Genomic DNA, 22,590 nt, shown 5'->3' with positions numbered 1-22,590 from the left:
GATACGTCATGCCCTCGAACACCGGCTTCGCCGCTCCTGCGGCCACCACGCCTGGCTCCAATTCGCTGCTGCTTTCGAAAGGCGTCAGCCGCCTCGAAGTCACGCTGAAGCTGACGACCGCGATTCTCGCGCTGGCCGCCGGCGTCTACACCTATCTCGGCGTCCGTGAACTGCTCAACGGCAGCCCGACCACGGTGTTCTTTGCCGCCGTGATCTATTCGGTTGCCGTATCGGTCGGCATCTACGCCTTCTGGGTGTTCCTGATGCAGTTCATGCCGCACGTGGTGGACCGCACCGGCCGCGGCCTGATGTTCGGCTGCATGCTCTTGGGATCGCTGATGATCGTGGCGATGTCGTCCTGGCTCAACGCTTCGGCGCTCGCGGGTGCCGCCGCGATCCAGCAGCATCTCGCCATCACCGTGCAGAACTACACCCGCGATCTCGATACCGCCAACAGCAACGCCATTGCCGCGCAAGGGCTGTTGCCGGATATCCAGCTCGCCTCATCGCGATTCGCGAAGCTGGCCGACGCCGAACGCGCGGGTTCGCTGACCGGCACCGCCGGATCCGGCACCGTCGTGCAGCTTCTGACGCAAATGTCCGGGCAGCTCGACAGTCTCGGACAGGAAGTGCAGGCGTCGGCCAAGCGCGTCTCGGCACTGTTCGAGCAGGGCGGCAAACATCTCGCGAAGATGCGCGAGCTGATTTCCGACCGCGGGCCGATCTCGACGCGCAGCGACGCATTTGCGACGGAATCCTTGGCGCTCTCCGGCGTGATCGCCAACCTGCAGCAGACCTCGGTCGCGCCCGCCGTCAAGCGCGCCGCGGCGTCGCTGTCGTCAGGTTTCATCGCACCGGCTGCAGGCGGCCGCACGGCCGATCTCGCCGACCGGCAGACCGCCGTGGTCGGCAAGGTCGAGAGCTCGATCGCGGCGCAAGCGGCTTCGCTCGCCGAGGCCGCCGACAAGATCCTGGCTTTGCCACGGATCGAGCCGGCGCGATTCCAGACCATGTCGCCGGCCGAAGCCGTGCTTCGCTACGCCGGCGATTTCATCCCAAGCTGGGCCGGCGCGATCTCGATCGATTTGATGCCGGCGGTGCTGGTGTTGATCCTGTGCGTCGTGCACGCCGCGATCCGGCGCGAGGGGCTTCCCGCGTTCAACGCCTCCGATATGACCGCGAGCGAGTTGGTCGCGGCCCTGCAGATAGCCCGCGAAGTCGAGGACGCGCGCCGCGTGGCGCCACGCGAGGCCGGGCGCGAGGCCCCCGCGGACCAACCTGTGGCCGATCCGGCGACGGCAGCCGACGAAAACGTTACCTCGCTATCGTCGGCGCGGCATACCAAGTAGGTGTTGCCATGCCGCCATCCGCAACACTTCAAAAGCGCGTTCAGGCTTTCCTTGCGGGGAATCCCGACGAGGCGATCCTGCGCTGGCTCTTCCGCAGTATCGTCACGATCACGATCGCCGTACTGGCGGCCGATCTCGCCGGCATGAACGGATGGATCGGCGCAGCCGATCCGGCAGCCGAGCTAAGGCAGGACACGCCTTCGCTGAACCATCCCGATGCGGTGCCATCCATTCTGGCGCCGCTCGCGCCTGACGACGACAAGCGCGTGACGTCGCGGCCACAAGCAGTTGGCGTGATGGCCAAGCCGATGATCTTCGAGCTGGTGGGCGGCGGCAGGCTGATGGCGACCGGCACCATCACGCCCGGAATTTTTGACACATTCGCAGCCGAGATCGGCAAGCGCGGCGATTACATCAAGACAGTGGTGCTGAATTCGCCGGGCGGTTCGGTCAGCGATGCATTGGCGATGGGGCGGCTCATTCGAGAGCGCAATTTCGCGACTGAGATCGAGGCAGGCAAATACTGCGCCTCATCCTGCCCGCTGGTGTTCGCCGGCGGCGTCGAGCGCCGGGTCGGCGACAAGGCCATCGTCGGCGTGCATCAGGTGGCGGCGCTGGGCACCACAACCGGCCTGCCGCACGACGAGATGAACGTAGCGCAAAATATCTCCGCGCGCTGCCAGCGCTACCTCGGCGACATGGGTGTGAACCTCCAGGTCTGGGTGCATGCGATGGAGACGCCGCACGACAAGCTTTTCGTATTCACCCCCGATGAATTGAAGTCGCTCAACCTGGCAACGGCCACAGGAGCTGCACCTTCCGCGTCGGCGCCCCGCCCGGCACCGCCGAAGGCGCGATCGTAGGTCCCGGAACCATACCCCGACCTTCGCGTTAGTGAGCGGGTCACGGAGGTATCGCATGCAGACGTTTGTCGGAATGATTTTGGGTGCGCTGCTGCTGGTTTTCGGCGTCTATCTCTACGATTCCATCCGGACGTCGAGCGTCGCCAGCGGCCAGGTCGCGCAAGCCAATCGCACTCTCGTCAACTGGGATGTCGCAGCGGAGGATTGGAAGGCGCTGAAAACGCGTGCCCACGACGATTGGGTCAAGATCTCCTCGCGATAATTCTTGACAATTTCGGGTGAGATCATCACAGCATTCAAGCGCCGTCGTCCCGGACGACGGCGTTTTGATGCGCGCTAATTGCTCTTCTTCGCCTTGCGCGCGTCGGCGATCACCATCTCGAATTCTGCCATAGTCAGAATTCCCGGCACGCGGAACTTGCCGACGATGAAGGACGGCGTTCCCCTGAATCCGAAGGCCACCGCCTGATCGTGGTTGCGGGCCAGAATGGCGTCGATCGACTTCGCATTCGTCGTGAGGTCGCGGTTGAGGCGATTCATATCGACGCCGGCGCCGGCCACCAGTTCGCGGATGCGCGGTTCGGTCAATCTCGAACTGACGCCGATCATCGCCTCGTGCGCGGCGATGTATTTGTCCTGATACTTGGCGGCGAGCGCCACCCGCGCGGCGTATTTCGAGACGTCGCCGAGGATAGGCCAGTCCTTCAGCACCAGGCGAACCTTGCCGTCGTCGGCCACCACCTGCTGGATCTCGGGCGCGATCTTGCGGCAATACGGGCAATTGTAGTCGAACCATTCGACGATGTTGATATCGCCGTTCGGATTGCCGGTCGCGGGCACATCAGGATCGCGCAGCACCAGCGCTTCGGTCAGGACGTCGTCGCCTTGCGCGAACACCGGACGTGACGCGACGCTGGCGCCGAGCAGGGCCGCGCCTGCGCCGAGCAAGCCAAGCGCTTGGCGCCGCGTGGGCCCCGGGATCGTCCCGGCCGGATTATTCGATCGCTTCATCTGGGTCTCGCGAAGGGCTGCATTTCCTGTCTACGGCTGAGATAGGGACATGTTACGCGCCAGCATATAGAGCGCCACGGCAATAATGACCACGGCGAACACGATATTGAGCGCGCCACGACGTTCGGCCAAGTGCCGTGCCGACCGCGTGCCGGCCAATCCGCCGGCGATGCCGCCCGCCACGAACAGCCCTGCCAATGCCCATGAGATGAGGCCGGACCAGGCATAGCTGGCGGCCGTGGTAAGGCCGAATGCGGTGACCGCGACCAGCGAGGAGGAGACCGCGTTCATGATCGGCATGCCCGTCGCCAGCATCAGGGCCGGCACGATCAGGAATCCGCCGCCGATGCCGAAGAATCCCGACACCGTCCCGGTGGCGAGGCCAAGGGCGACAATGGCCGGCATGTTCGCCATCGAGACCTTGACGTCAGGCAGGCCGATCCGCGAGCGCGTCTTCAGCATCAACAGCGCGATGACGATCATGACCAGCGCAAACAGCGCCAGCAGTTTCTGGCCGTCGACCATTTTGCCGAGGATCGATCCGCCGAAGGCGCCGGCCATGCCGGCGGCGGCGAAGATCAGTGCGCAGGACCAGATCACGGTGCCGCCGCGTGCATGGTTGGACAGGTTCATCGCGGCGTTCGCCGCCACCGCAATCGCGCTGGTGCCGATCGCGACATGGGGCTCCGCCACGCCGACCACATAGACCATCAGCGGCACGGCGAGGATCGAGCCGCCGCCGCCGACCAGGCCGAGCGAAAATCCGACCAGCATCCCCGACGCCAGTCCCAGCACGCCTTGCGCGGTGGAGATGATCAAGTTGAAAGACTCAGTTGCACGGCGCGACCATAGAAGGATTTTCTGCAGATCGCCATGGCCGCAGCACAAGGCTGCACTGCAATACACATCAGCCGATCAGGCTGCGACGTACCCCCTCTCTGGCGATGCGCGCTCGCGTCCGGTCAACGCCATCAGTGTGCCGGTCATGGTCGCGATCAGGGTCTCCTTGCCGTCATGCGCCGCATAGGCGCGGGCCTCGCACACGGTTAGCGTGCGGCCGGGCTTGACGACGCTAGCGCGGAAGGCGAACCGCTCGCCGCGCGCCGGCGCCAGCAAGTTGGTCTTGAATTCCACGGTAAGAATCCCCGCGCCCGGCGGCATCAGTGTGAAGGCGGCGACGCCGCAGGCGTTGTCGAGACCTGCCGTGATGATGCCGGCATGGATGAAGCCGTGCTGCTGGGTCAGCTCAACCGAATAGTCCATCGTAAGATCGACCTCGCCCGGCTCCATCCGCGCGATCGAGATGCCGAGCGTCTTCATCGCGCGCTGCTGCTCGAACATGTCGGTCGCGACCGCGCGAAATTCCGGGTTCTTCGGCTGGTAGCGCGGCATCGGTCACGCCATCGCCGGTTCGAGATGCCGCGTCGCGGCGTCGCGGATCACGGGCGCGAAGGGGATCGACTTGCGCGCCTGCCGGTCCAGGTGGACGCCGATGGATTCGCAAGTGGCGGCGATCTCACCGGTTTCGGCGTTATGCATCTCGTGGACGAAGCGGATCGACTTGTCGCGAATCTCGAGCACCCGGCTCCTGACCTCGATGATGTCGCCGGCCACGAGTTCGCGTTTGTAGGTGATGTTCTGTTGCACGGCGGCCATGCCGCGGCCGGAAGTGCGCAGGTACGACGGCGTCAGCCCGAGCCGGGCGAACAGATTCCAGTTCGCCTCGTCGAACTTGCCGACATACCACATGATGTTCATGTGCCCGACATGATCGCATTGCCAGGGATAGACCGTGCCGCGATAGGTCGCGTCCGTCTCCATCGTTTGCTCCCGCTCCTTTGTCGTTTGATACGGTAGCGTATCAGACCGCCTCCGGGTTAGCAATACGGTACCGTATCAACAGTCGGTGAGACCGGACCATGAGCGATGCCAAAGGAGAGGCGCGAACCGAAGAAGCGCGAGCTGGCGGGGTTCGCCACGAGAGCTGGATCGAGGCCGGCTTGAAGGAAATCGCCCGGACCGGCATCGAGGGCGTACGGGTCGAGGTGCTGGCCAAGAACCTCTGCGTCACCAAGGGCGGCTTTTACCGCCGCTTCCGCGACCGCGCCGCCCTGCTGGACGCCATGCTGCAGCACTGGAGCGCTGGCCGCATCGCCGCGATCGAAAAACAGACCAGCCTCGACGGCGCGACCGCCCGCGAGCGGCTGAAGGCGCTGATCGCGCTTTATTCCGAGCGCATGAACACCGAGGGCATGGCGGTCGAACTGGCGATCCGGCAATGGGCCCGATCCGACGAGCTCGCCGCCAACGCGGTGGCGAGCGTCGACGCCGCACGACTGAAGAACGTCGGGCATCTCTATCGCGCCACGGGGCTGGCGGCCGAGGAAGCCGACGCGCAGGCGTTTCTGTTCTACTGCTTCGTGTTCGGCCAGAGCTTGCTGTTTCTCGAACGCGGCCAGCGCAAGCGCGCGCAACTGGTGGCGAAGTCGGCCGAAACATTGCTCCGCGAATTGTAGGCGCGGCCGAGACATCCGGCCGCGCCCGAATCGGCTGCTGCTCAGGCCGAGCCCTTCAGCTTCTTGGAGCATTCGCTGTAATAGCCGCCGCCCTTCTGGATCCACTTCAAGCCGCCATTGCCGTTGGTGGCCTTGTTGGCGTTGTATTGATCCAGGCAGGTGTGCATGCGGGCCTTGCCGGCGGTCTCGTTGGAATATTTCGAATCGACCGCGTTCGGATAGACCGCAGGACCTGCCGGCGCGGCAGGCGCCGCAGCTTCCTTGGCTTCCTTCTTGGATGCTTTCTTGGCGGCTTCCTTTGGCTCCGCAGCAGGTGCTGCCGCTGCCGCCGGAGCGGGTGCGGCGTCGGCGCCGCACTGGGCTTTTCGGAAGTCGTTCCACTTCTGGCCGCCGAGCGTGCCGGCGGCTTTCGCAGCCTGGTATTTGGCGCTGCATTCCTGCGCAGTCAGGGCATTCGCCTGCGACGTCATCGCAAACGCAGCCAAACCCGACACCGCAATCACGCCCAGTATTTTTGCTTGAATAGTCATCCCTGGTCTCCTTGGCGAAGTCATCTGCGGGAGCCATCCTAGCGCAACCACAGCTTGCGACAACGCGCGGGGCGTTCGTCCGATAAAAATATTGTGGCGGCCCGTTCAGCTTCATTCACCTGTGGTTCAGCATCGCAGCGCCACGGTTGCACACTTGTTTTCAATCCGAGGGTGCCCCATGACGAAGATCTCCTCCCTTGCCACGGCAACCGCCGTGGCTTCCCTTCTGCTGATGGGCGCCGCGTCATCGCAAACCACGGCGCCGGCCAAGACCGATACGACCAAGACCGAAGCCAAGGCGCCGGCGGAAAAGAAAGCCGAGAAACCGCGGACCGCCGCCTCGCTCGAATGTTCGAAGGAAGCCGACGCAAAGGGACTTCACGGCAAGGAACGCAGGAAATTCCGCTCCGAGTGCAAGAAGTCCGCGGCCGAAAAGGCGAAGTAGCAGCATCGCCTCTGCTGTCGGAGAGGCCATATCGGGACTTTCCGATTTTTGTTCATGATGCCGGCGGGCCATCGGCAGCCCGCTCGCCGGGAAGCTGCCCCGCGCATTGCTGCAATCGCGTGATGCATTTGTCCTGCGAAAGCAGATTTGCCATAAGGCGGCGTGAGCCTGATCCCCGCCTCGATTTCTTCCGCCATTACCGACCGCGCCAAAGTTTTGGGCACGCTCGAAACCCTCGCCATCGGCGCCGCCGGCGGCCTGCTGTTTCTGTGGCTTAACCTGCCGGGCGGGTTGATTTCCGGCGCGATGGCCGCGGTGGGCATCGCCGCGCTGGCGGGGCGGCCAGTCGCCATGCCGGCAATCCTGACGCAGAGCGTACTGGTGCTGCTCGGCATCACGCTGGGGTCGCTGGTGTCGCGGCAACTGATCCAGCACATGAGCGCCTATCCCCTGACCATCGGCCTCTTGGCGCTCGCGACATTCTGCTCGACCTTCGGCTCGAGTTTCTATCTGCAGCGTGTGCACGGCTGGGACCAGACCTCGGCGTTACTCGCCGGCAGCCCCGGTGCGCTGTCGCAGATCACCATGCTGGCCGCCGAGAAGGGCGCCGATGTCGCCGCGATCGCAGTGGTGCAGACCATGCGCGTGATCATCCTGACCGCCGCCCTGCCGCTGCTGCTCGCGCTGACCGGCATCGCGCCGACGGCGCCGGCGGAGATCGCCAGCTCCGTCGCCTCGCCGCTCGAACTCACCGTGCTGGCGGCGGCTGCCGTTGCCGTCGCGTTACTACTGCGACTCGCAAACTTTCCGGCGAGCTGGATGTTCGGCGCGATGATCGCCTCCGCCGTGCTGCACGGCACCGGGCTGATCGAGGGCGGCCTGCCGCCCTGGATGCGCGGTGTGGCGCTGGTCGGCATCGGCGCCGTGATCGGCACGCGCTTTGCGCGGATCAAGAAGTCGACGCTGCTCAGCCACATCAATGCCGGGCTGGGCTCGTTTGCAGTCGCGATTCTCATCTCCGGCATTTTCGTCACGGTGATCGTGCTGGCCACCCCTGTGCGCTTCGCCGACGTCGTCGTGGCGTTTGCACCGGGCGCGATGGACGCGATGCTGGCGCTGGCGCTCACATTGCATATCGATCCGATCTTCGTCGGCGCCCATCATCTGTCGCGTTTCGTGTTCGTCTCGATCACGACACCCGGCATCGTGCATCTGTTCGGCCGCCCCCAGGAGGACGTGGATGATTAGGAGGAAGTGCGGCTGGGCGGATTTCGTAGGATGGGAGAGCGAAGCGAAACCCATCAACGCCAGCGCTTGGTGATGACCGCCTGGCCGATCTACGCGGCCCGTTTCGCGGACACCACACCCCACACGGCGATCAGCGCCATCAACAGCGAGATCAGCACGTTGTAGCCGGCAAGCGAGAGCCCAAGGAAACGCCACTGCACCTCGTCGCAGCGGATCACTTTCACCGTGTCGAGACGCTGCAGCAGCGTGCCGGCGCTGCCGAGATCGGCCACGGGGCCGGAGCAATCGGTCGGGCCCGGCCAGAATTGCCATTCGACGCCGGCATGGTAACCACCGAGCCAGGCATTGGCGAGCGCGGCAAGCAGAAGCACCGCAAACCCCGCCAGCGCGACCTGCCGCGGCGCCCCGCGCGAAGCGGCAAAGGCGACCAGCAGCCCGAGCGGGACCGCCAGATAGTAGGCGTAGCGCTGTTCGAGGCAGAGCGGACAGGGGCGGATATCCAGCACGAGCTGGAAAAACCAGGCGCCCGCCAGCGTCGCCGCGGCGACGACCGCGATCGCCAGTGCTGCAACGACCACCGGATCGGCGGCATGGCGCGTCGGCGACGAATGGAGGGCATCTGATGTCACGGATGTTCTCCGGAGCATGGGTCCATGCTCAAAATAGGCATCAGCCTCCTATCCCGCCACCGCCTAGGTGTCGAGACACACCACAATCACTTCCGCGCGGGTTGACCCCGAAGCGCCGCCCGCTATATTCCGCCGGCTTCGCCGCACCGGCCCTCCGGCACGCGACCGAAGGCCCCTGTGGCGGAACTGGTAGACGCGCTCGACTCAAAATCGAGTTCCGCAAGGAGTGCTGGTTCGATTCCGGCCAGGGGCACCACGCTTCGCCTTCGCGGGCTACGCGTGGCGCTGCCACGCAGAACTGCCAGGCCAAATCGTGTCCGGCGAAGCTTGAGCCTGCGAAAGCGAAGAGGGACAGCCTTCGCTGCTTTCGCAGCGTCGGCTCGGCAAAGCCAGGTTCAACATGGAGCGCCGAGGTCACGACGTGCCGCGCTGGAGCAAGTGGTCGTCACCGGTATATCGAAAGACGCCGCGCGGGCGAGCCACTCAAATCTGCCTCATCGTTTCATCACCGACCACGCGAAGGTCGATCCTGCCGATCAGATCGGAACGAAGCGCTTCAGCGTCGCTGATGGCGGCCATGGTCTGCCGCAAGGTGCTGGCGTTGGAGCCGAGCGACACGATGCCGCCCAGCACCGCGGCAATCGAGCCGAGGGCGGCGACCTGATTGGACCCGAGCAGGCCGAGCATCGTGACGAGCATCAGTCCGGCTCCGGCGGCGATCGACGCCTTCGAGACCAGCGTGATCTTGCGGCAGCGCTCGGCGACCTCGGCTAGCTCCTCGAGCCGCGCTTCGATCCGCGAAATCTCGTCACTCGGGTCGTCCTGGTCCATCGGTCTTAAAATCCAGTTCTCAAGGTTCGTTTTCAGGGATCGTCGGCAGGCAGATCTCTTACGCAAATGACACGCCGATGCCCATCGGCCTCACCTCTCCCGACGATCATCCAGCCGCGGTCGTCCAGTCCACGCCCGATTGAGCCACCGGGTGGCCAGCTCGAGCCGCGGCTTTCCCTGCAGCCGCGCCTGGGCTTCGTGATAGGGGCCGACGTAGCGAAGGCCGGTCGGCAGATAGGGATACACGCGGCGGGTCCATTTGAGCGCGCGGTCCGCGGCTCTTTGATCGCGTTCGTCGAGATCGAAGCCAAAGCCTGTGCGCAGCCGCTCGGGCAACATCTGTGCGCTCAGGGCCACATACCAGCGCGGTGGCCGCAACCACGGACGTGCGCCGGTTAAGATGTTGTGGGCCACGTCACGCGCCGCGGTGCTGACGGACAAGGTATCCGATCGAGCCATCGCGGCGTTGTAGTCGGCGAATGCTGACCAATTCGCCGGCAGATCCTCGGGCTTCAGCCCGAACAGTGCGCCGAACAACCGGCTTTCGACCCAATATCGCTCGCGCTCTTCGGGCGAGAGCGGAGGCAAGACGAGGTCGTGTGCGATGGCGGCAGTTTCGACGAGGGTGGCGTGAACCCAGCGCAGCGCGGCCACGTCGTTGGCATTGTAGGACGAGCCTTTGGCGAACGGGCCGATCGTCTCGGGCAACACGCCGGAGATCATCGCGTGCCGCCGGTGCAAGCGGCGGGCCGCGGCGGTTGCGCCGTCGAGCGAACCGAACACCATTGTAAACATAAGCTCGAAAGTTCGATGAAAGCGACCGATCGGATCGGCAAAGGTGCGCGAGTGCTCGGCGACCGCGGCCGCGACCCAGGGATGCGCCAATTGAAGCAGCAATGCGCGCCCGGCTCCCAGAAAGATTACGGCTTCCCGGTCGATCCGCCACGTCATCGACGCCGGTCCGAAAATGCCCTCAGCCGGCCCGGCGGCGCCGGCCCTGATAACATCGAGAGTAGCGTCTAAATCGCTTTCCGAGACCAATGGGCAAACCTTCGAGATAGATCGAGCTGCTTTCGCGAAGCGGATTCTACTCCAACTCAGCGTGCGCGGGCAGATCTGTCCTGCGCGTCGCCAAAGCCAAACCAGGCGAGCGGCAACGCGAGGCCGCAGAGAACCGCCATCGCAGCAAACGCCCCTCCGCCATACCTGGCATAGAAAAACCCTGAAAACAGTGTCAATGCGGCTGTCACCGCGCCTGCCCCAAACGCATAAAGGGACTGGGCCGTTGCGGCCATTCTGGCGGGGACAAGAGCCGCCATCAACCGCATGCATGCGAGATGCAGCAGCGCGAACGTCAATCCGTGCAGCGGCTGCACAATCGCGAGCGCAACGACGGACGTCATTGTCCCCGCGACCGACCAGCGGATGATTCCTGCTGTCGCCGCCAACGCTGCCGCACCCCGCGCGCCGAGCCGGTTGAGCAATGCCGGTCCGATCAAAAAGAACACGATGACTTCTGCGGCGACGGCTTCCGACCACAGGACGCTTATGGCCGATGTGTCTATTCCGGCATTGCTCCACCGGATCACGGCAAAGGCGTCATGCATGGCGTGGCTGCCATAGATCAGAGCCGAGACGAGGATCAGGATTCGAAATCGTGCGATCCCAACGAGGCCATAAATCTCGCTCGCAAGCTTTGGCATCCCGGTGGACGGCGTCGATGACGGCGAAACCCTGGGTACCAGCGCGGTTGCCCCAGCGGCAGCGACAAGCAGAGCTGCGTTCAGCCAGATCACGCGTGTCAGGTCGGTGGAAGTTATGAGTTGCCCGATGATCAGCGTGCCGCAGATGAAAGCGGCCGACGCCGCACCGCGAATCCAGCCGTATTCAAAAGGCCGCCCCGCTAGCTGAGGTCTGGCTGCGTTGACCGCCAACGCATCGGCGATCGATGTCGTGGGGGCCAGTGCCGCGGCTTGGACCAGCGTCACAAGAAGTAACAACCAGAAACCATTCGCCCACAGCAGCGCCGCGGCCGCTGCGGCCGCGAAGGCGGCGCAGAATGCGAGTATGAGGCGCAACGATTGCAGGAAGTCGGCGAGCGTCCCAACAAAAGGACCGGCGACAAGACGCACCAGCAACGCAGCCGCCAGTATCACGCCGATCTGCTCGGGCGTCAGCGCTCTGGTTTCAAAAAATTTCGGCCAGAAAGGCGATGCCACGCCGAACGCAGCGTACAACGCGGCGTAAAGAGCGATGTAGGCGACCGGCGCAGGAACGCGCATTTTTCAAGTTCCCCTCGGTAGAATTACGGGCGAGAAGAACACGGCTCTGCCGTAGTTCATCCGCGAAATCTCCACATCCAACTTCTATCCGACCGGCCTTCTCACATATGGATGGAAGTTGATGCGATATCTTTTCGCCGCCGTGATTGCTGTGTTCGTCGTCGCGGTGGATGTTGAAAGTTCCGACATCAGGACGGAACTATCTTTCGTAGTTGCCGAAGCGCAATCGGAACCCGCCACGACATCGAATTCTCATAGAGGAACCGTGACCGCGTCGGTCGAGTATTCGCAAGAGTCGGACGCAACAAGCATCGCTGCCGCGTCATACGAGACCGCAGCCGATGCCGATGCGCATGCAGCCGCCTCGTTCAACAACGAGGCTGCGTCACCGAATCCGATCTGTGAAGCGGTGAAGACGGCTGCTGAGGAAAACGATATTCCGATCGGGTTTCTCGCGCGCCTGCTCTGGCAGGAAAGCCGGTTTCGAACGGCGGAGGTCAGTTCGGCAGGCGCGCAGGGCATCGCGCAATTCATGCCGCAAACGGCCGTCGAAATGGGCTTGAGAGACCCGTTCGATCCGCTGCAGGCGATTCCTGCGTCGGCAAGGTTTCTTCGCAAGCTTCATGATCAGTTCGGAAATATCGGGCTTGCCGCGGCAGCGTATAATGCGGGCGGCGGCAGGATCGAGAAGTGGCTATCGCGGCGCGGCGCGTTACCGAAGGAAACGCGCGCTTACGTCAAGATCATCACCGGCCACAAGGCGGAGGCCTGGACGGCCGCAAACAACACCGTCCACATGCCGACGGACCTGCCGGACAAGGCGCCATGTGAAGGAGTCGGTGGCCTGTCGAAGGATGATCAGATCGCCGAAATGCCGGTCAATTTGGCGCCTTCCGTCAGCGCAATGTTGCAAAAGGCGGATATTGCCGAAGAGAGCCACGCGGCTCCCAACAAGCGGCGGCTTGTTGCAAGCCGAACTGCGGCGACCGTACGCGCGGCGTTCCGAAATGCAAATGCAAAGGCAACCCGGCTGGCAGGAAAGGCTCCGACGCGGAAGCTCGGGAAGCAATCCGTCACCCGTCTTGCGTCGGCCTCTGGCGCCGCCGGCCGGACAAAGTCATCGAGAGCATCGCGGGAACTGTAGACTCTTCACCAGTCGGTCCTGCACGAAAAAAGCCCGCATTGCTGCGGGCTTTTTGCTTTAGCGGCCTGTCTTACCAGCCGGTGCCGAAGCTGAAGGTTACGCCGGGACCGCCGCCGTAATAGCGGGGACCACCGCCGTAATAGCGGGGACCGTAGTACCCGTAGCGCCGCGGCGCATAGTAGCCGTAGCTATTGTAATACGGGCGGTAGTGACCATAGCTCCAGTGCCGATGGTGGCGCCAGTGGCGGCGATGGGCGCTGAAGTCAGTGGAGGACTGTGCGACATCCGTCGAAGGTTTCGCCTTCACCGCATTGTCGGCGGCGTTGGCGGCGGAACCGCCGATCAGCGCAGCAGCACCAACGGCAAATACGATGGCTAGTTTCTTCATCATTGAACTCCAGTGAATGTGTCGAACGCTACCCAATCTAATCACCGCACCTCTGCCACGTTCCGATCTGCGACATTAAGACCGCGATAGCTGCTTGAACAAATATTCATGAATGTGAACGGCAGTTCCTGCGACAAGAGTAGCGTTGTACGGCTTCGCGCCGGGGCTTACACATCGTTGGTGATCGGAACACAGCGACATTGCAGATGTGGCGCGCTCTACCATCGCACCGAGGCGATGGCGACCTCGCGCGAGATCGACAGTTTTGAGTGCACGGCTTGCGGCGCGACGCTCGAAAAGTGGGACACCGCATGGGTGCCGACCTATCGCCTGATCACAGATCCGGCGATCAAGCCTGGCGAGAAGCCGCCGACTGCGAGCGAACCGTGATCATTGCGCTGGACTGATCGCAACTGCGCATCACGCGCCGGAATCGCTGGCGTTAGGATAAAACAACTGCTCACCGTTGATCTTGTAATCGGCGATCGCCTTCTGCCCTTCCGACGACACCAGCCAGTCGATGAATTGCTGGCCGAGGTCCTTCTTGACGCTCGGATGCTTGTCCGGATTCACCAGCATGACGCCGTACTGGTTGAACAAACGCTTGTCGCCTTCGACGGCGATGACGAGGTCGCCGCAGTTCCTGAACGACAACCAGGTGCCGCGATCGGCGAGCACATAAGCGTCGGAGGCGGACGCGGTGTTTAGCGCCGCACCCATGCCCTGGCCGATCTCCTTGTACCAGGTGCCCTTGTCCTTTGCGATGTCGATGCCGGCGACCTTCCAGAGGTTGAGTTCGGCCTGATGGGTGCCGGACTTGTCGCCGCGCGAGATGAAATCGGCGCCCTTGGCCTTGATCGCGCCGAGCGCTGCAACGATGTCCTTCGAGCCCTTGATGCCGGCGGGATCGCTCTTCGGCCCGATCAGGATGAAGTCGTTGTACATCACGGGATAGCGCTTGACGCCAAAGCCTTCGGCGACGAATTTTTCTTCCACCGACTTGGCGTGAACGAACACGACATCGGCATCGCCGCGGCGCCCGGTATCGAGCGCCTGCCCCGTGCCCTGCGCCACCACCTTTACATCGATGCCGGTCTTGGCCTTGAACATCGGCAGGATGTGGCCGAACAGGCCGGAATCCTGCGTCGAGGTGGTCGAGGCCACCAGAATAGATCTCTCTTGCGATTTGTCCTGCGCGACTGCGCCACTTGCGAACACCAGGCTGGCGGTCGCCGCAATCAGAAGACGGCGCGTGAGCATATTCATTTGTTTTCTCCCATCTTTAGTTTGCGCATGATCGCTTCGGAAAACCGGTAACCATTTTTTCCGGATCATGCGCTAAATCAATAGTTCGCCGGCGAGGAACGCCCTCGCCTCGACGGTTTGCGGCGCGTCGAAAAATGACGCGGCTGCACCGGTTTCGACAACGCGGCCGCGGTGAAGCATGACGAGTTCGCCGGCGAGCCTGCGCGCTTCGCCGAGATCATGGGTCGCCATCACGACCTTGATGTTGCGTTCGCTGACGGCACGGATGATGTCTTCCACTGCCTTGGTGGCGACGGGGTCGAGGCTCGCGGTCGGCTCGTCCAGAAACAGCACGGCGGGATCGCGCGCCAGCGCGCGTGCAAGCGCCAGCCGCTGCTGCTCGCCGCCGGAGAGCCGGCGCGCTGCGCGGTCGGCGAGCGCCTCCAAACCAACCAGTTCGAGCAGTTCAGCGATGCGGCGCGCATGTTCCGCGCGCGGGATGCCGGCGGCGCGCAACGCGAAGCGGAGGTTGGCGGCGGCGCTGCGCCTCAGCATCGCCGGGCGCTGAAACACGATCGCGCGCTTGAGCGGCGGGACATGTTCGAGGCCGCCCCAGGTGATGCGCCCGCGCGACGGCGCCAGCAGCCCCATTGCCAGGCGCAGCAGCGTCGATTTGCCCGAGCCGTTGGGGCCGATCAAAACCGTCGGCGGGCCTGGCGCCAGCGCGAGCGCGATGTCGTCGAGGATAGTGACGCCGCGAGCCGCAACCGTCACGCCATCGAGTTCGATCGGCAGTTCGCTCGAAGGCGCGCGCATGGTCATCCCGCCAATCGCTCGCCGGCGCGGCGCACGCTCCAGGCCAGCGCGTTGACGGCGATCACGATCGAAATCAGCACGAGGCCGAGGCCGACGGCGAGCGGCAGGTCGCCCTTGGAGGTTTCCAGCGCAATCGCGGTCGTCATCGTGCGGGTAAAACCCTCGATGTTGCCGCCGACGATGATGATGGCGCCGACCTCCGCCGCGGCGCGGCCGAAGCCGGCGAGCAGCGCGGTGACCAGACTGAAGCGCGCATCCCAGATCAGCGCCACCACACGGCCGATCGGGCCGAGGTTCATCGCGGTGAGTTCGTCGTGGTATTCGAGCCAGAGATCCTCGACAGTCTGGCGCGTCAGCGCGGCGATGATCGGCGTGACCAGCACGGTCTGCGCGATGATCATCGCGCCTGGCGTGAACAACAGGCCGAACGCGCCGAGTGGCCCGGAGCGCGACAGCGCGAGATACACCGCGAGACCGACGACGACCGGCGGCAGGCCCATCAACGCATTGAGCAGGACGATGACGCCCTGGCGGCCGGGGAATCTCGTCAGCGCGATCCAGGCGCCCAGGGGAATGCCGATCAGCGCGGCCAGCACCACCGCTGACAGGCTCACATGGAGCGACAGCCGCACAATAGCGAACAGCGCGGGATCGCCGCTGAGGACAAGTTGAAGGGCTGACTGATGTGGCATTTGTAATTCCACTAACGGCGGGACATCTTGCGCAGATAGCAGCGGTATGGTCAATTTCTGTAATATTTGCACTCAAATGCATATTGGTTCTTGATGCCGGAGCTCCTCACGACCGACGAAGCGGCCGACTATCTCCGCCTCTCCGAGCGCAAGCTCTACGAGCTGGTGGCGAACCGCGAAGTGCCCTGCAGCAAGGTGACCGGGCGCTGGCTGTTTCCGCGCACGGCGCTGGACCGCTGGGTGTCGGCCGGCCTCATCGCGCCCGCCGCGCTGGCGCAGGTGGCGGCGCCGCCGATCGTCGGCGGCAGCCATGATCCGCTGCTGGAATGGGCTTTGCGCGAAAGCAATTGCGGCCTCGCCAGCCTGCCCGAAGGCAGCGAGGAAGGCCTGCGGCGGCTGACGCGGGGCGAGGTGATAGTTGCGGCGATCCACCTGCACCGCCTCGACGGCGACGACGAGAGGGCTAATGTCGAAGCGGTCGCCGATACACCGGGGTTGCACGACGCGGTGGTCATTGCGTTTGCGCGGCGCGAGCAAGGCATTCTGGTCGCGCCCGGCAATCCGCTCGGACTAAGTGATATGGCTTCGATTGCAAAATCTGGCGCGCGGACGGCGCAGCGCCCGGCCGGCGCCGGCGCGCAATTGCTGCTGCTCGCGCTGTTAGCGCGCGCCGGGATTGCGATGGACGAACTGAAACTGGCGAAGCCGGCGTTTCCGACCGGGCCGGACATCGCGCAAGCCGTGCGCGCCGGCCGCATCGATTGCGGCATAGCCACGCGAAGCGTGGCGCGCTCAGCCGGGCTCGATTTCCTGCCGATCGCCTGGGAGCGGTTTGACCTCGTGCTGCGGCAGCGCGATTATTTTCTGCCGGGGCCGCAGGCGCTGTTTGGCTTCATGCGCTGTTCCGTGCTGCGCGATCGCGCCACTGAACTCGGCGGCTATGACGTCGCTGACATCGGCGCGGTGCGCCTGGTGAATTAGGGCGCGGACGAGGGCGCGCGCGACCAAATCCCGGGCTCGCAACCCGATTGTGGCGATTGAATAGAAAATTTCCCAGCATGCTTTCGGGTCATGCCTTTATGACAAAACCAGATCACGGCTGTTCTTGAAGGGTCGGTGCGCCGAGTTCATCGAAACGAAAGAGCTGAAAGACCCGCTGGCCGTTGAAATCGAGCACTCTCAAATCATCGGTCTCGTGCAGATCACTCTCGACCGCTTGGAAATGCCCGCCGTAGCGCTCCCTGGCGAGCGACACTGGAACCTCAAATGCGACGAACTTGCCAATCCCTTTGTGCTTGAGCTTGCCGAGGAGATTCGGATCGCGCAACGACTCGTGCGACGTGAGAATGAGCAACGGACCGCTCGCCGTGAGCAGCAAATGCGATTTCATCGAACACTCCTTCGCTGTTGGACTGAAGGCCAGCTTCACTTCATGCTCGCTGAAGCGGTCAGGAACACGGGCTAACCGCGAAGCCCTCGCCATATCGACGAGGTGATGGAGCCAGAAGGTGTCAAACTCAGGCTATGCCCCATCTTGAAGGCATCATGCTCTAGTCTTCGTCCGGCTCGCGCACGACCGCCGGTTCGGCGACGCTCTCCTCTTCGTCTTCGTCCTCGTCCTCTTCCTCTTCCTCTTCGTCCTCTCCGTCTTCAGGATCCCGGGGCGGCATCGTGTTGCCCATGATCACGAAGGGACTCCAGTTGATCAACCTGGTGGAAAAATCCTCGGGGATGTGTGGGGTCATGGTGTTACTCCTCGGGTGTGGATCCTCGGCCGAATGTGGGACATAAGGCAGCCCCAGCGTGGGATCGCCGAGGCCGTCATTTCCAGGGCTCGAAGCTCCAAGGTAGCTCCAGCCCCGGGAGTCGGACCGACGGCGCAAAGAACTGGAGCCGCTCGTGGCGTCTGTTCAGGCGACGCCACCCGATTCCTACGCCATTGAGCGCAGATCGTTCCCAATGACCTGTGGGAGGTCGGCAAGCCGCGAGCGGGTGAAACGGGGGCTCGGACGGTGAGGTGTTGTTCTAGTCAGCACACTCCCCATGTGAATAGGACAGGGAACAACCTGCAACAGATCTGGAAGCGTCTGTTCACCTATAGGATGAAAGCGTCCTATCGTGATCGCAGGCACTCGGGGGGTAGTACGTTGGTTCGGGAAAATGACGGTCAAACCGGCTTCCCGTCTGGACGTTTGACCAGATCGAATGTGGGAACATGGGTGGTTTCGGACCATGACTCCAGCGTAGCCCCGCAGATTTTACAGGATGCGTAGCCAGTGTGCGGCACCAAGAACTTTTCCTCGGTGCGCTGGTACTCAGCGCCACAATCGCATTTGACGATTGTCATTCTCAGAATATGCGCCCCGAACCGCCCATTTTCCAGTGAGTAAGGCTGCCACAATCCGGGGGACATGCATCGCTCGAAACCGCCACGCTTACCTCCGCCCCGGTAGCCACGCGACAAAACCTGCTTCGCCGAGCCGCTTCATGACATCGTCAAGATGCACGCGGTCGCGCGTTTCGATGACGACTTCCAGCAACGTGCCCTTGGCGGGCAAATCGGAGAACGTCCGCTGGTGCGAGACCTCGATGATGTTGGCGCCGGCTTCGGCGAGCAGCGCCGAGACGGCAGCGAGCTGGCCGGGCCGGTCGACGATGTCGATGGCGATCTGCGTCAGCCGTCCCTCGCGCGCGAGCTCGCGGGTCAGCACGGAAGCGATCAGCCGCGTATCGATGTTGCCGCCGGTTAGCACGAGGCCGACATTGCGCCCGGCAAAACGCTCCGGGGTGGCCAGCACCGCGGCAAGGCCCGCGGCGCCGGCGCCCTCGACCACGGTCTTTTCGATCGCGATCAGCATCGCCACCGCCCGCTCGATCTGATCTTCGGTGACGAGAACGATCTCGTCGACGAGATGGCGGATGATCTCGGTAGTGATCCGGCCCGGCACCTTCACCGCAATGCCTTCGGCGAGCGTGTCACCACGCATCGGCAGATGGTGGCCCTGGATGGCGTTGTACATCGACGGATAGAGCTGCGCCTGCACGCCGACGATCAGCAGATCCGGCTTCAGCGATCTGGCCGCGATCGCGACCCCGGAAATCAGCCCGCCGCCGCCGATCGGCACCACCAGCGTATCGAGCTGCGGCGCGGCCCGTAGCATTTCCAGCGCGATGGTGCCCTGTCCCGCGATGATCAGCGGATCGTCGTAAGGATGGATCATGATCATGCCGTGCGCCTCGCCATGCGTGCGCGCGAACTCGCCGGCCTCTTCCAGCGTCTTGCCGGAGATGATCGTATTCGCGCCGTGACGCCGGGTGTTCTCGATCTTCACCATCGGCGTGCCGATCGGCATCACGATGGTTGCGGGTATCCCGAGTCGGCTGGCATGATAAGCTACGCCCTGCGCGTGATTGCCGGCCGACATCGCGATCACGCCGCGTCGCCGCTCCTTCGGCGACAGCGCCAGCAGCCGGTTGAGCGCGCCGCGCTCCTTGAAGGTCGAGGTGAACTGCAGGTTCTCGAATTTGAGCCAGAGGCTGCAGCCACAGATCTCGCTCAGCGTCCGGCTCTGGTCGCATTCGGTGACGACGACCGAGCCAGCAATGGAAGCGGCCGCGGCCGTGATGTCCTCGGGCGTGACCGCAAGGCGGCTCGGTTCCGAAGCATTTTTCGGCGGTACATTTTTGGAGGGATTTGGCATTTCGGTGGCCTCGTTAACAGGCAATCGTATAGGCCTTTTCCGCTTCTTGCGCCTCCCTCGAATCTCGCAAAACTCCCGCCCCATGAACATGGGTGTCGCAAAAAGCTGCCGTGTGGTTACACTTGCGCGGGCTGCAGGACAGGCAGCCGGAGTTTTCAGATGAATTCATTGAGTGATGGACCCAAGGCGGAGGCCATCACGGTCGTGCTGGTCGAGGACGACGCGCCGACGCTTTGGCGGCTGCAGGACGCGCTCGCCAAGGCCGGGTACCAGGTCAGGGCCGCCGGCACGCTCACGGAAGCCCGCGCCTGTCTCGCGCAAGGCGCGCCAAAAGTGTTGCTGACCGATCTTCAGTTGCCGGATGGCCATGGCGTCGATCTGATCCGCGAGACCCGGCAGCGCTTTCCCGATACCGAGATCATGGTGATCTCGATCCTCGGCGACGAGGAAAGCGTGATTTCGGCGATCACCGTCGGCGCGACCGGCTATCTGCTCAAGGACGCCTTCCCGACCGACATCGCCGCCACTGTGCGCGACCTCGTCGCCGGACATTCGCCGATCTCGGCGTCGATCGCGCGCTTCATCGTGCGCCGAACCCAGAGCACGCCGGAGCCGCCGCCCGGCCCTGCGCTCAACACCGCAAAACTGACGCCACGCGAGATCGACATTCTCTGGGGCATCGCCAAGGGTTTCAGCTACGCCGAGATCGCCAGCCATCTCGGCCTGTCGCGCCAGACCGTGCCGGGGCATATCAAGAGTATCTATCGCAAGCTCGAGGTCCATACCCGGGGCGAGGCGGTGTTCGAGGCGGTCCAGCAGGGTTTGATCAAGTTGTGAACGATCACGGCGACGACGTGCAACCGGAGCTGCCCGGCCGCGAGCGGCGTCGGCTGCGATGGTCCGGTCTCATCCAGTATCTGCTGCTGCAGGCGGTGATCGCCGCCGCCGGCGTCCTGGCGCTTCTGCAGTCGCTGCCGGGACCTCCCGCGCAGTATCAGCTGACGGCATTTCAGCTCACCGAAGCCGGAATCGAGCGGGCGGTGGCGCTGCCGTACTTCTCCCCGTTGCGAAATGCGATGAACGATCCGCCCCGCTTCAGCGGGAAATTCGTCCGCCCGGCCGGCGAGGCCTCGCGCGCCTGGTCGGTATTCCTGCCGCGCTTCACCAACGGCGTCGAGGTTACCGTCAACGATGTTGTGATCCTCGATAGCCGGCGCGATCCTGCCGCCAACCGGCCCGACCGCAACACGCCGGTGATTGCGGTGATCCCGGCATCGGTGCTGCGCGATGGCGACAACGCCATCTCGATCCGGCTGTTTATCTGGGGCCCCATCACCGGCTTTCTCGATCGCATCTGGGTCGGCCCGGACGAATTGTTGCGCCCGACTTATGATCTGAGAACGCTGATATTCGTCACCCTGCCGGTGGTGTTCTCGTCCTGGCAGGCGATCCTCGCCGTCATCCTCGGCATCATGTGGGTAATGCGACGCCATGAGCCGGCCTACGGCGTTCTGGCAGCGGCGATGGCTGTGGGTGTCGGTCAGGCTTTCCTGCAAACGCCGATGGGCGAGACGCCGTTCTCCAAGCTCAACGTGATCCTGATTTCCTCCGCACCGATCGAAAGCGGACTGGTGCTGACATTCGCGCTATTGTTCTCGGGCTGGAAGTGGCAGCGCTATGCCTGGATCATCTTTATTCCGGGAATCGTATTGGCGCTGGCTGGCCTGTTCGGAAGCCAGGCGCTGGTGCGCGCCCTCTTCCTGATTCTCGCCGTGCCGATGGTCGGCGTCTCCCTTCTCATCATGGCCGTCGTTACCGCGCGATCGGCGCTGCAACGGCAGAACGTCGCGAGCTTCCTGCTCGGCTGCGCAGTCACGATCATGCTGACCTGCTGGATCGTCGACCTGCTCTCGGTATTTCAGATGATGCCGAACCGCATCTTCACCGCGCGGCTGTCCTATTCGGCGATGCTGGTCGCGATCGGCGCCGGGCTCACCTGGCGGTTTGCCCGAGCGCTCAATCAGGTCGACGGCTTTGCCGGCCGCCTCGTCACCCAGGTGCGCGAGGCGGAGGAAAAGCTCAAGGCCAGTTTCGCCCGCGAGGAGGAGCGCGCTCGCGCCGCGGCACTGGCGCGGGAGCGCACGCGCCTGATGCGCGACCTGCATGACGGGCTCGGCGGCCAGCTCGTCAGCATCGTGGCGCTCAGTGAGCGCGGCAATGGCAGCGCGGAAATCAGCGACGCGGCGCGCGCGGCGCTGAAGGATCTTCGCCTCGTCATCGATTCCATGGACGACATCGGCGGCGACCTAATGCTGGCGCTAGGCTCATGGCGCGAACGCGCCATGGCGCAATTGCGTCCGCATGACATCGCGCTCGACTGGCGCGCGGTCACGGCGCAGGGCCTGCCGGTTTATCCCGAACTGCGGCCGTGGCACGTCATCCAGATCGTGCGGTTATTGGATGAGGCAGTAACCAATGCGGCCAAGCATGCCGACGCGCGGTGCATCACGGTGAGAATTGAAACGCTGGCCGGCGCCAACGGCCTCAAGCGCGGCCGCATCACCGTCGAGGACGATGGCAAGGGGTTTGAGATCGCGCCCGACGGCGGGGCTGCCGGGGCGACGAAAGCGGCGCGCGGCCTGCGCAACATGCGAAACCGCGCCGCTCGCTGTGGCGCGGAGCTGCAATTGAGCTCCTGCGCACAAGGGACCCATAAAGGCACACGCGTCAGGCTGACATTGCCCCACCGCTTTCCCGACAGCGACGGCGCTGTCGGTTAGCCTTACCAAGTCATCGAGCCTCATGGTGATGAGCGCGAAGCGCGTCTCGAACCATGAGGCTCCGTCTGTGGCCGACATCCTTCGACACGCCCGCTCTGCGGGCTCCTCATGATGAGCGTT

The 22,590-nt window shown here is 63.9% G+C and carries 28 protein-coding genes and 1 tRNA gene; 13 read left to right on the top strand and 16 right to left on the bottom strand.

Going from position 1 to position 22,590, the window contains the following annotated elements; genetic code table 11:
- Positions 1-8: 8 nt before the first annotated feature.
- Genes HCN58_RS11595 through HCN58_RS11585 form a run of 3 tightly spaced genes read left to right on the top strand, consistent with a single transcriptional unit; the run spans position 9 to position 2,474 of the window.
- Positions 9-1,349: a hypothetical protein gene (locus tag HCN58_RS11595; RefSeq protein ID WP_171579443.1), complete on the top strand. Its 1,341-nt coding sequence runs from the start codon at positions 9-11 to the stop codon at positions 1,347-1,349.
- Positions 1,350-1,357: 8 nt separating this feature from the next.
- On the top strand, positions 1,358-2,212 hold the full coding sequence (locus HCN58_RS11590) for a COG3904 family protein (RefSeq protein ID WP_171579442.1): 855 nt from the start codon (positions 1,358-1,360) through the stop codon (positions 2,210-2,212).
- Between the two features lie 55 nt (positions 2,213-2,267).
- A complete protein-coding gene (locus HCN58_RS11585) occupies positions 2,268-2,474 on the top strand; it encodes a hypothetical protein (protein WP_171579441.1) in 207 nt (68 codons plus the stop codon).
- A 74-nt stretch (positions 2,475-2,548) separates the two neighbouring features.
- On the opposite strand, the gene HCN58_RS11580 is transcribed toward HCN58_RS11585, so the two are convergent.
- The 4 genes from HCN58_RS11580 to HCN58_RS11565 all read right to left on the bottom strand — a co-directional run bounded on the left by HCN58_RS11580 (position 2,549) and on the right by HCN58_RS11565 (position 5,044).
- Entirely contained in the window at positions 2,549-3,223 is a 675-nt protein-coding gene (locus HCN58_RS11580; protein WP_171579440.1) for a DsbA family protein, read from the bottom strand.
- A 30-nt stretch (positions 3,224-3,253) separates the two neighbouring features.
- Positions 3,254-4,039 carry a sulfite exporter TauE/SafE family protein gene (locus HCN58_RS11575; protein ID WP_171579571.1) on the bottom strand — a complete coding sequence of 262 codons (786 nt, stop codon included), beginning with the start codon at positions 4,037-4,039 and terminating at the stop codon, positions 3,254-3,256.
- Between the two features lie 99 nt (positions 4,040-4,138).
- Positions 4,139-4,615, bottom strand: coding sequence for a PaaI family thioesterase (locus HCN58_RS11570; protein ID WP_171579439.1), 477 nt, complete (start codon positions 4,613-4,615; stop codon positions 4,139-4,141).
- A 3-nt stretch (positions 4,616-4,618) separates the two neighbouring features.
- Entirely contained in the window at positions 4,619-5,044 is a 426-nt protein-coding gene (locus HCN58_RS11565; protein ID WP_171579438.1) for an acyl-CoA thioesterase, read from the bottom strand.
- Between the two features lie 98 nt (positions 5,045-5,142).
- Between HCN58_RS11565 and HCN58_RS11560 the strand changes: the two genes are divergently transcribed.
- Entirely contained in the window at positions 5,143-5,739 is a 597-nt protein-coding gene (locus HCN58_RS11560) for a TetR/AcrR family transcriptional regulator (RefSeq protein WP_171579437.1), read from the top strand.
- 41 nt (positions 5,740-5,780) lie between these two features.
- Here HCN58_RS11560 and HCN58_RS11555 read toward each other — a convergent pair whose 3' ends face one another.
- Positions 5,781-6,269 carry a hypothetical protein gene (locus HCN58_RS11555; protein WP_171579436.1) on the bottom strand — a complete coding sequence of 163 codons (489 nt, stop codon included), beginning with the start codon at positions 6,267-6,269 and terminating at the stop codon, positions 5,781-5,783.
- A 178-nt stretch (positions 6,270-6,447) separates the two neighbouring features.
- On the opposite strand from HCN58_RS11555, the gene HCN58_RS11550 reads away from it, so the two are divergent.
- Both HCN58_RS11550 and HCN58_RS11545 read left to right on the top strand, forming a co-directional pair.
- Entirely contained in the window at positions 6,448-6,714 is a 267-nt protein-coding gene (locus HCN58_RS11550) for a PsiF family protein (RefSeq protein ID WP_171579435.1), read from the top strand.
- 162 nt (positions 6,715-6,876) lie between these two features.
- The gene (locus HCN58_RS11545; protein WP_171579434.1) at positions 6,877-7,962 is read left to right on the top strand and encodes an AbrB family protein; all 1,086 of its coding nucleotides are present in this window, start codon (positions 6,877-6,879) and stop codon (positions 7,960-7,962) included.
- Positions 7,963-8,051: 89 nt separating this feature from the next.
- Here HCN58_RS11545 and HCN58_RS11540 read toward each other — a convergent pair whose 3' ends face one another.
- Entirely contained in the window at positions 8,052-8,609 is a 558-nt protein-coding gene (locus HCN58_RS11540; protein ID WP_171579433.1) for a disulfide bond formation protein B, read from the bottom strand.
- 153 nt (positions 8,610-8,762) lie between these two features.
- Between HCN58_RS11540 and HCN58_RS11535 the strand changes: the two genes are divergently transcribed.
- Positions 8,763-8,847: transfer RNA gene (locus HCN58_RS11535), tRNA-Leu, on the top strand.
- Between the two features lie 227 nt (positions 8,848-9,074).
- Here the strand turns inward: HCN58_RS11535 and HCN58_RS11530 are convergent.
- Positions 9,075-9,422, bottom strand: coding sequence for a hypothetical protein (locus tag HCN58_RS11530; protein WP_171579432.1), 348 nt, complete (start codon positions 9,420-9,422; stop codon positions 9,075-9,077).
- Between the two features lie 90 nt (positions 9,423-9,512).
- Positions 9,513-10,319 (bottom strand): oxygenase MpaB family protein, encoded by an 807-nt coding sequence (locus tag HCN58_RS11525; RefSeq protein ID WP_235983580.1) that lies wholly within the window; start codon positions 10,317-10,319, stop codon positions 9,513-9,515.
- Between HCN58_RS11525 and HCN58_RS35700 the strand changes: the two genes are divergently transcribed.
- Positions 10,233-10,445, top strand: coding sequence for a hypothetical protein (locus HCN58_RS35700; protein ID WP_235983587.1), 213 nt, complete (start codon positions 10,233-10,235; stop codon positions 10,443-10,445). The genes HCN58_RS11525 and HCN58_RS35700 overlap by 87 nt on opposite strands.
- Before the next feature lie 74 nt (positions 10,446-10,519).
- On the opposite strand, the gene HCN58_RS11520 is transcribed toward HCN58_RS35700, so the two are convergent.
- Positions 10,520-11,704, bottom strand: a complete 1,185-nt coding sequence (locus HCN58_RS11520; protein WP_171579430.1) for an MFS transporter — start codon at positions 11,702-11,704, stop codon at positions 10,520-10,522.
- 121 nt (positions 11,705-11,825) lie between these two features.
- Between HCN58_RS11520 and HCN58_RS11515 the strand changes: the two genes are divergently transcribed.
- Complete coding sequence (locus HCN58_RS11515; RefSeq protein WP_171579429.1) at positions 11,826-12,848, top strand: lytic transglycosylase domain-containing protein; 1,023 nt, start codon at positions 11,826-11,828, stop codon at positions 12,846-12,848.
- 70 nt (positions 12,849-12,918) lie between these two features.
- Here HCN58_RS11515 and HCN58_RS11510 read toward each other — a convergent pair whose 3' ends face one another.
- A complete protein-coding gene (locus tag HCN58_RS11510; RefSeq protein WP_171579428.1) occupies positions 12,919-13,236 on the bottom strand; it encodes a hypothetical protein in 318 nt (105 codons plus the stop codon).
- A 180-nt stretch (positions 13,237-13,416) separates the two neighbouring features.
- On the opposite strand from HCN58_RS11510, the gene HCN58_RS11505 reads away from it, so the two are divergent.
- Positions 13,417-13,626, top strand: a complete 210-nt coding sequence (locus tag HCN58_RS11505; protein ID WP_210265934.1) for a hypothetical protein — start codon at positions 13,417-13,419, stop codon at positions 13,624-13,626.
- Positions 13,627-13,656: 30 nt separating this feature from the next.
- On the opposite strand, the gene HCN58_RS11500 is transcribed toward HCN58_RS11505, so the two are convergent.
- The 3 genes from HCN58_RS11500 to HCN58_RS11490 all read right to left on the bottom strand — a co-directional run bounded on the left by HCN58_RS11500 (position 13,657) and on the right by HCN58_RS11490 (position 15,989).
- Positions 13,657-14,496, bottom strand: a complete 840-nt coding sequence (locus HCN58_RS11500; RefSeq protein ID WP_210265974.1) for an ABC transporter substrate-binding protein — start codon at positions 14,494-14,496, stop codon at positions 13,657-13,659.
- 78 nt (positions 14,497-14,574) lie between these two features.
- Complete coding sequence (locus HCN58_RS11495; protein WP_171579425.1) at positions 14,575-15,297, bottom strand: energy-coupling factor ABC transporter ATP-binding protein; 723 nt, start codon at positions 15,295-15,297, stop codon at positions 14,575-14,577.
- A 2-nt stretch (positions 15,298-15,299) separates the two neighbouring features.
- Positions 15,300-15,989: an ABC transporter permease gene (locus HCN58_RS11490; protein ID WP_171579424.1), complete on the bottom strand. Its 690-nt coding sequence runs from the start codon at positions 15,987-15,989 to the stop codon at positions 15,300-15,302.
- A 93-nt stretch (positions 15,990-16,082) separates the two neighbouring features.
- Between HCN58_RS11490 and HCN58_RS11485 the strand changes: the two genes are divergently transcribed.
- Positions 16,083-16,970 (top strand): substrate-binding domain-containing protein, encoded by an 888-nt coding sequence (locus HCN58_RS11485; protein WP_171579423.1) that lies wholly within the window; start codon positions 16,083-16,085, stop codon positions 16,968-16,970.
- Positions 16,971-17,082: 112 nt separating this feature from the next.
- Here HCN58_RS11485 and HCN58_RS11480 read toward each other — a convergent pair whose 3' ends face one another.
- The 3 genes from HCN58_RS11480 to HCN58_RS11470 form a co-directional block, all read right to left on the bottom strand.
- Positions 17,083-17,379: a cytosolic protein gene (locus HCN58_RS11480; protein ID WP_171579422.1), complete on the bottom strand. Its 297-nt coding sequence runs from the start codon at positions 17,377-17,379 to the stop codon at positions 17,083-17,085.
- A gap of 160 nt (positions 17,380-17,539) precedes the next feature.
- Positions 17,540-17,734, bottom strand: coding sequence for a hypothetical protein (locus tag HCN58_RS11475; RefSeq protein ID WP_171579421.1), 195 nt, complete (start codon positions 17,732-17,734; stop codon positions 17,540-17,542).
- A 690-nt stretch (positions 17,735-18,424) separates the two neighbouring features.
- Positions 18,425-19,690 (bottom strand): threonine ammonia-lyase, encoded by a 1,266-nt coding sequence (locus tag HCN58_RS11470; RefSeq protein WP_171579420.1) that lies wholly within the window; start codon positions 19,688-19,690, stop codon positions 18,425-18,427.
- Between the two features lie 159 nt (positions 19,691-19,849).
- On the opposite strand from HCN58_RS11470, the gene HCN58_RS11465 reads away from it, so the two are divergent.
- On the top strand, positions 19,850-20,527 hold the full coding sequence (locus HCN58_RS11465; protein WP_171579419.1) for a response regulator: 678 nt from the start codon (positions 19,850-19,852) through the stop codon (positions 20,525-20,527).
- On the top strand, positions 20,524-22,470 hold the full coding sequence (locus HCN58_RS11460) for a sensor histidine kinase (RefSeq protein WP_171579418.1): 1,947 nt from the start codon (positions 20,524-20,526) through the stop codon (positions 22,468-22,470). Before HCN58_RS11465 ends, HCN58_RS11460 begins: the two co-directional genes overlap by 4 nt.
- Positions 22,471-22,590: the final 120 nt, after the last annotated feature.

This window comes from Bradyrhizobium australiense (assembly GCF_013114825.1).
GTDB lineage: Bacteria > Pseudomonadota > Alphaproteobacteria > Rhizobiales > Xanthobacteraceae > Bradyrhizobium > Bradyrhizobium australiense.
Note: the sequence above shows the minus strand (reverse complement) of the source record. Positions and strands in the feature narration are given on the sequence as shown.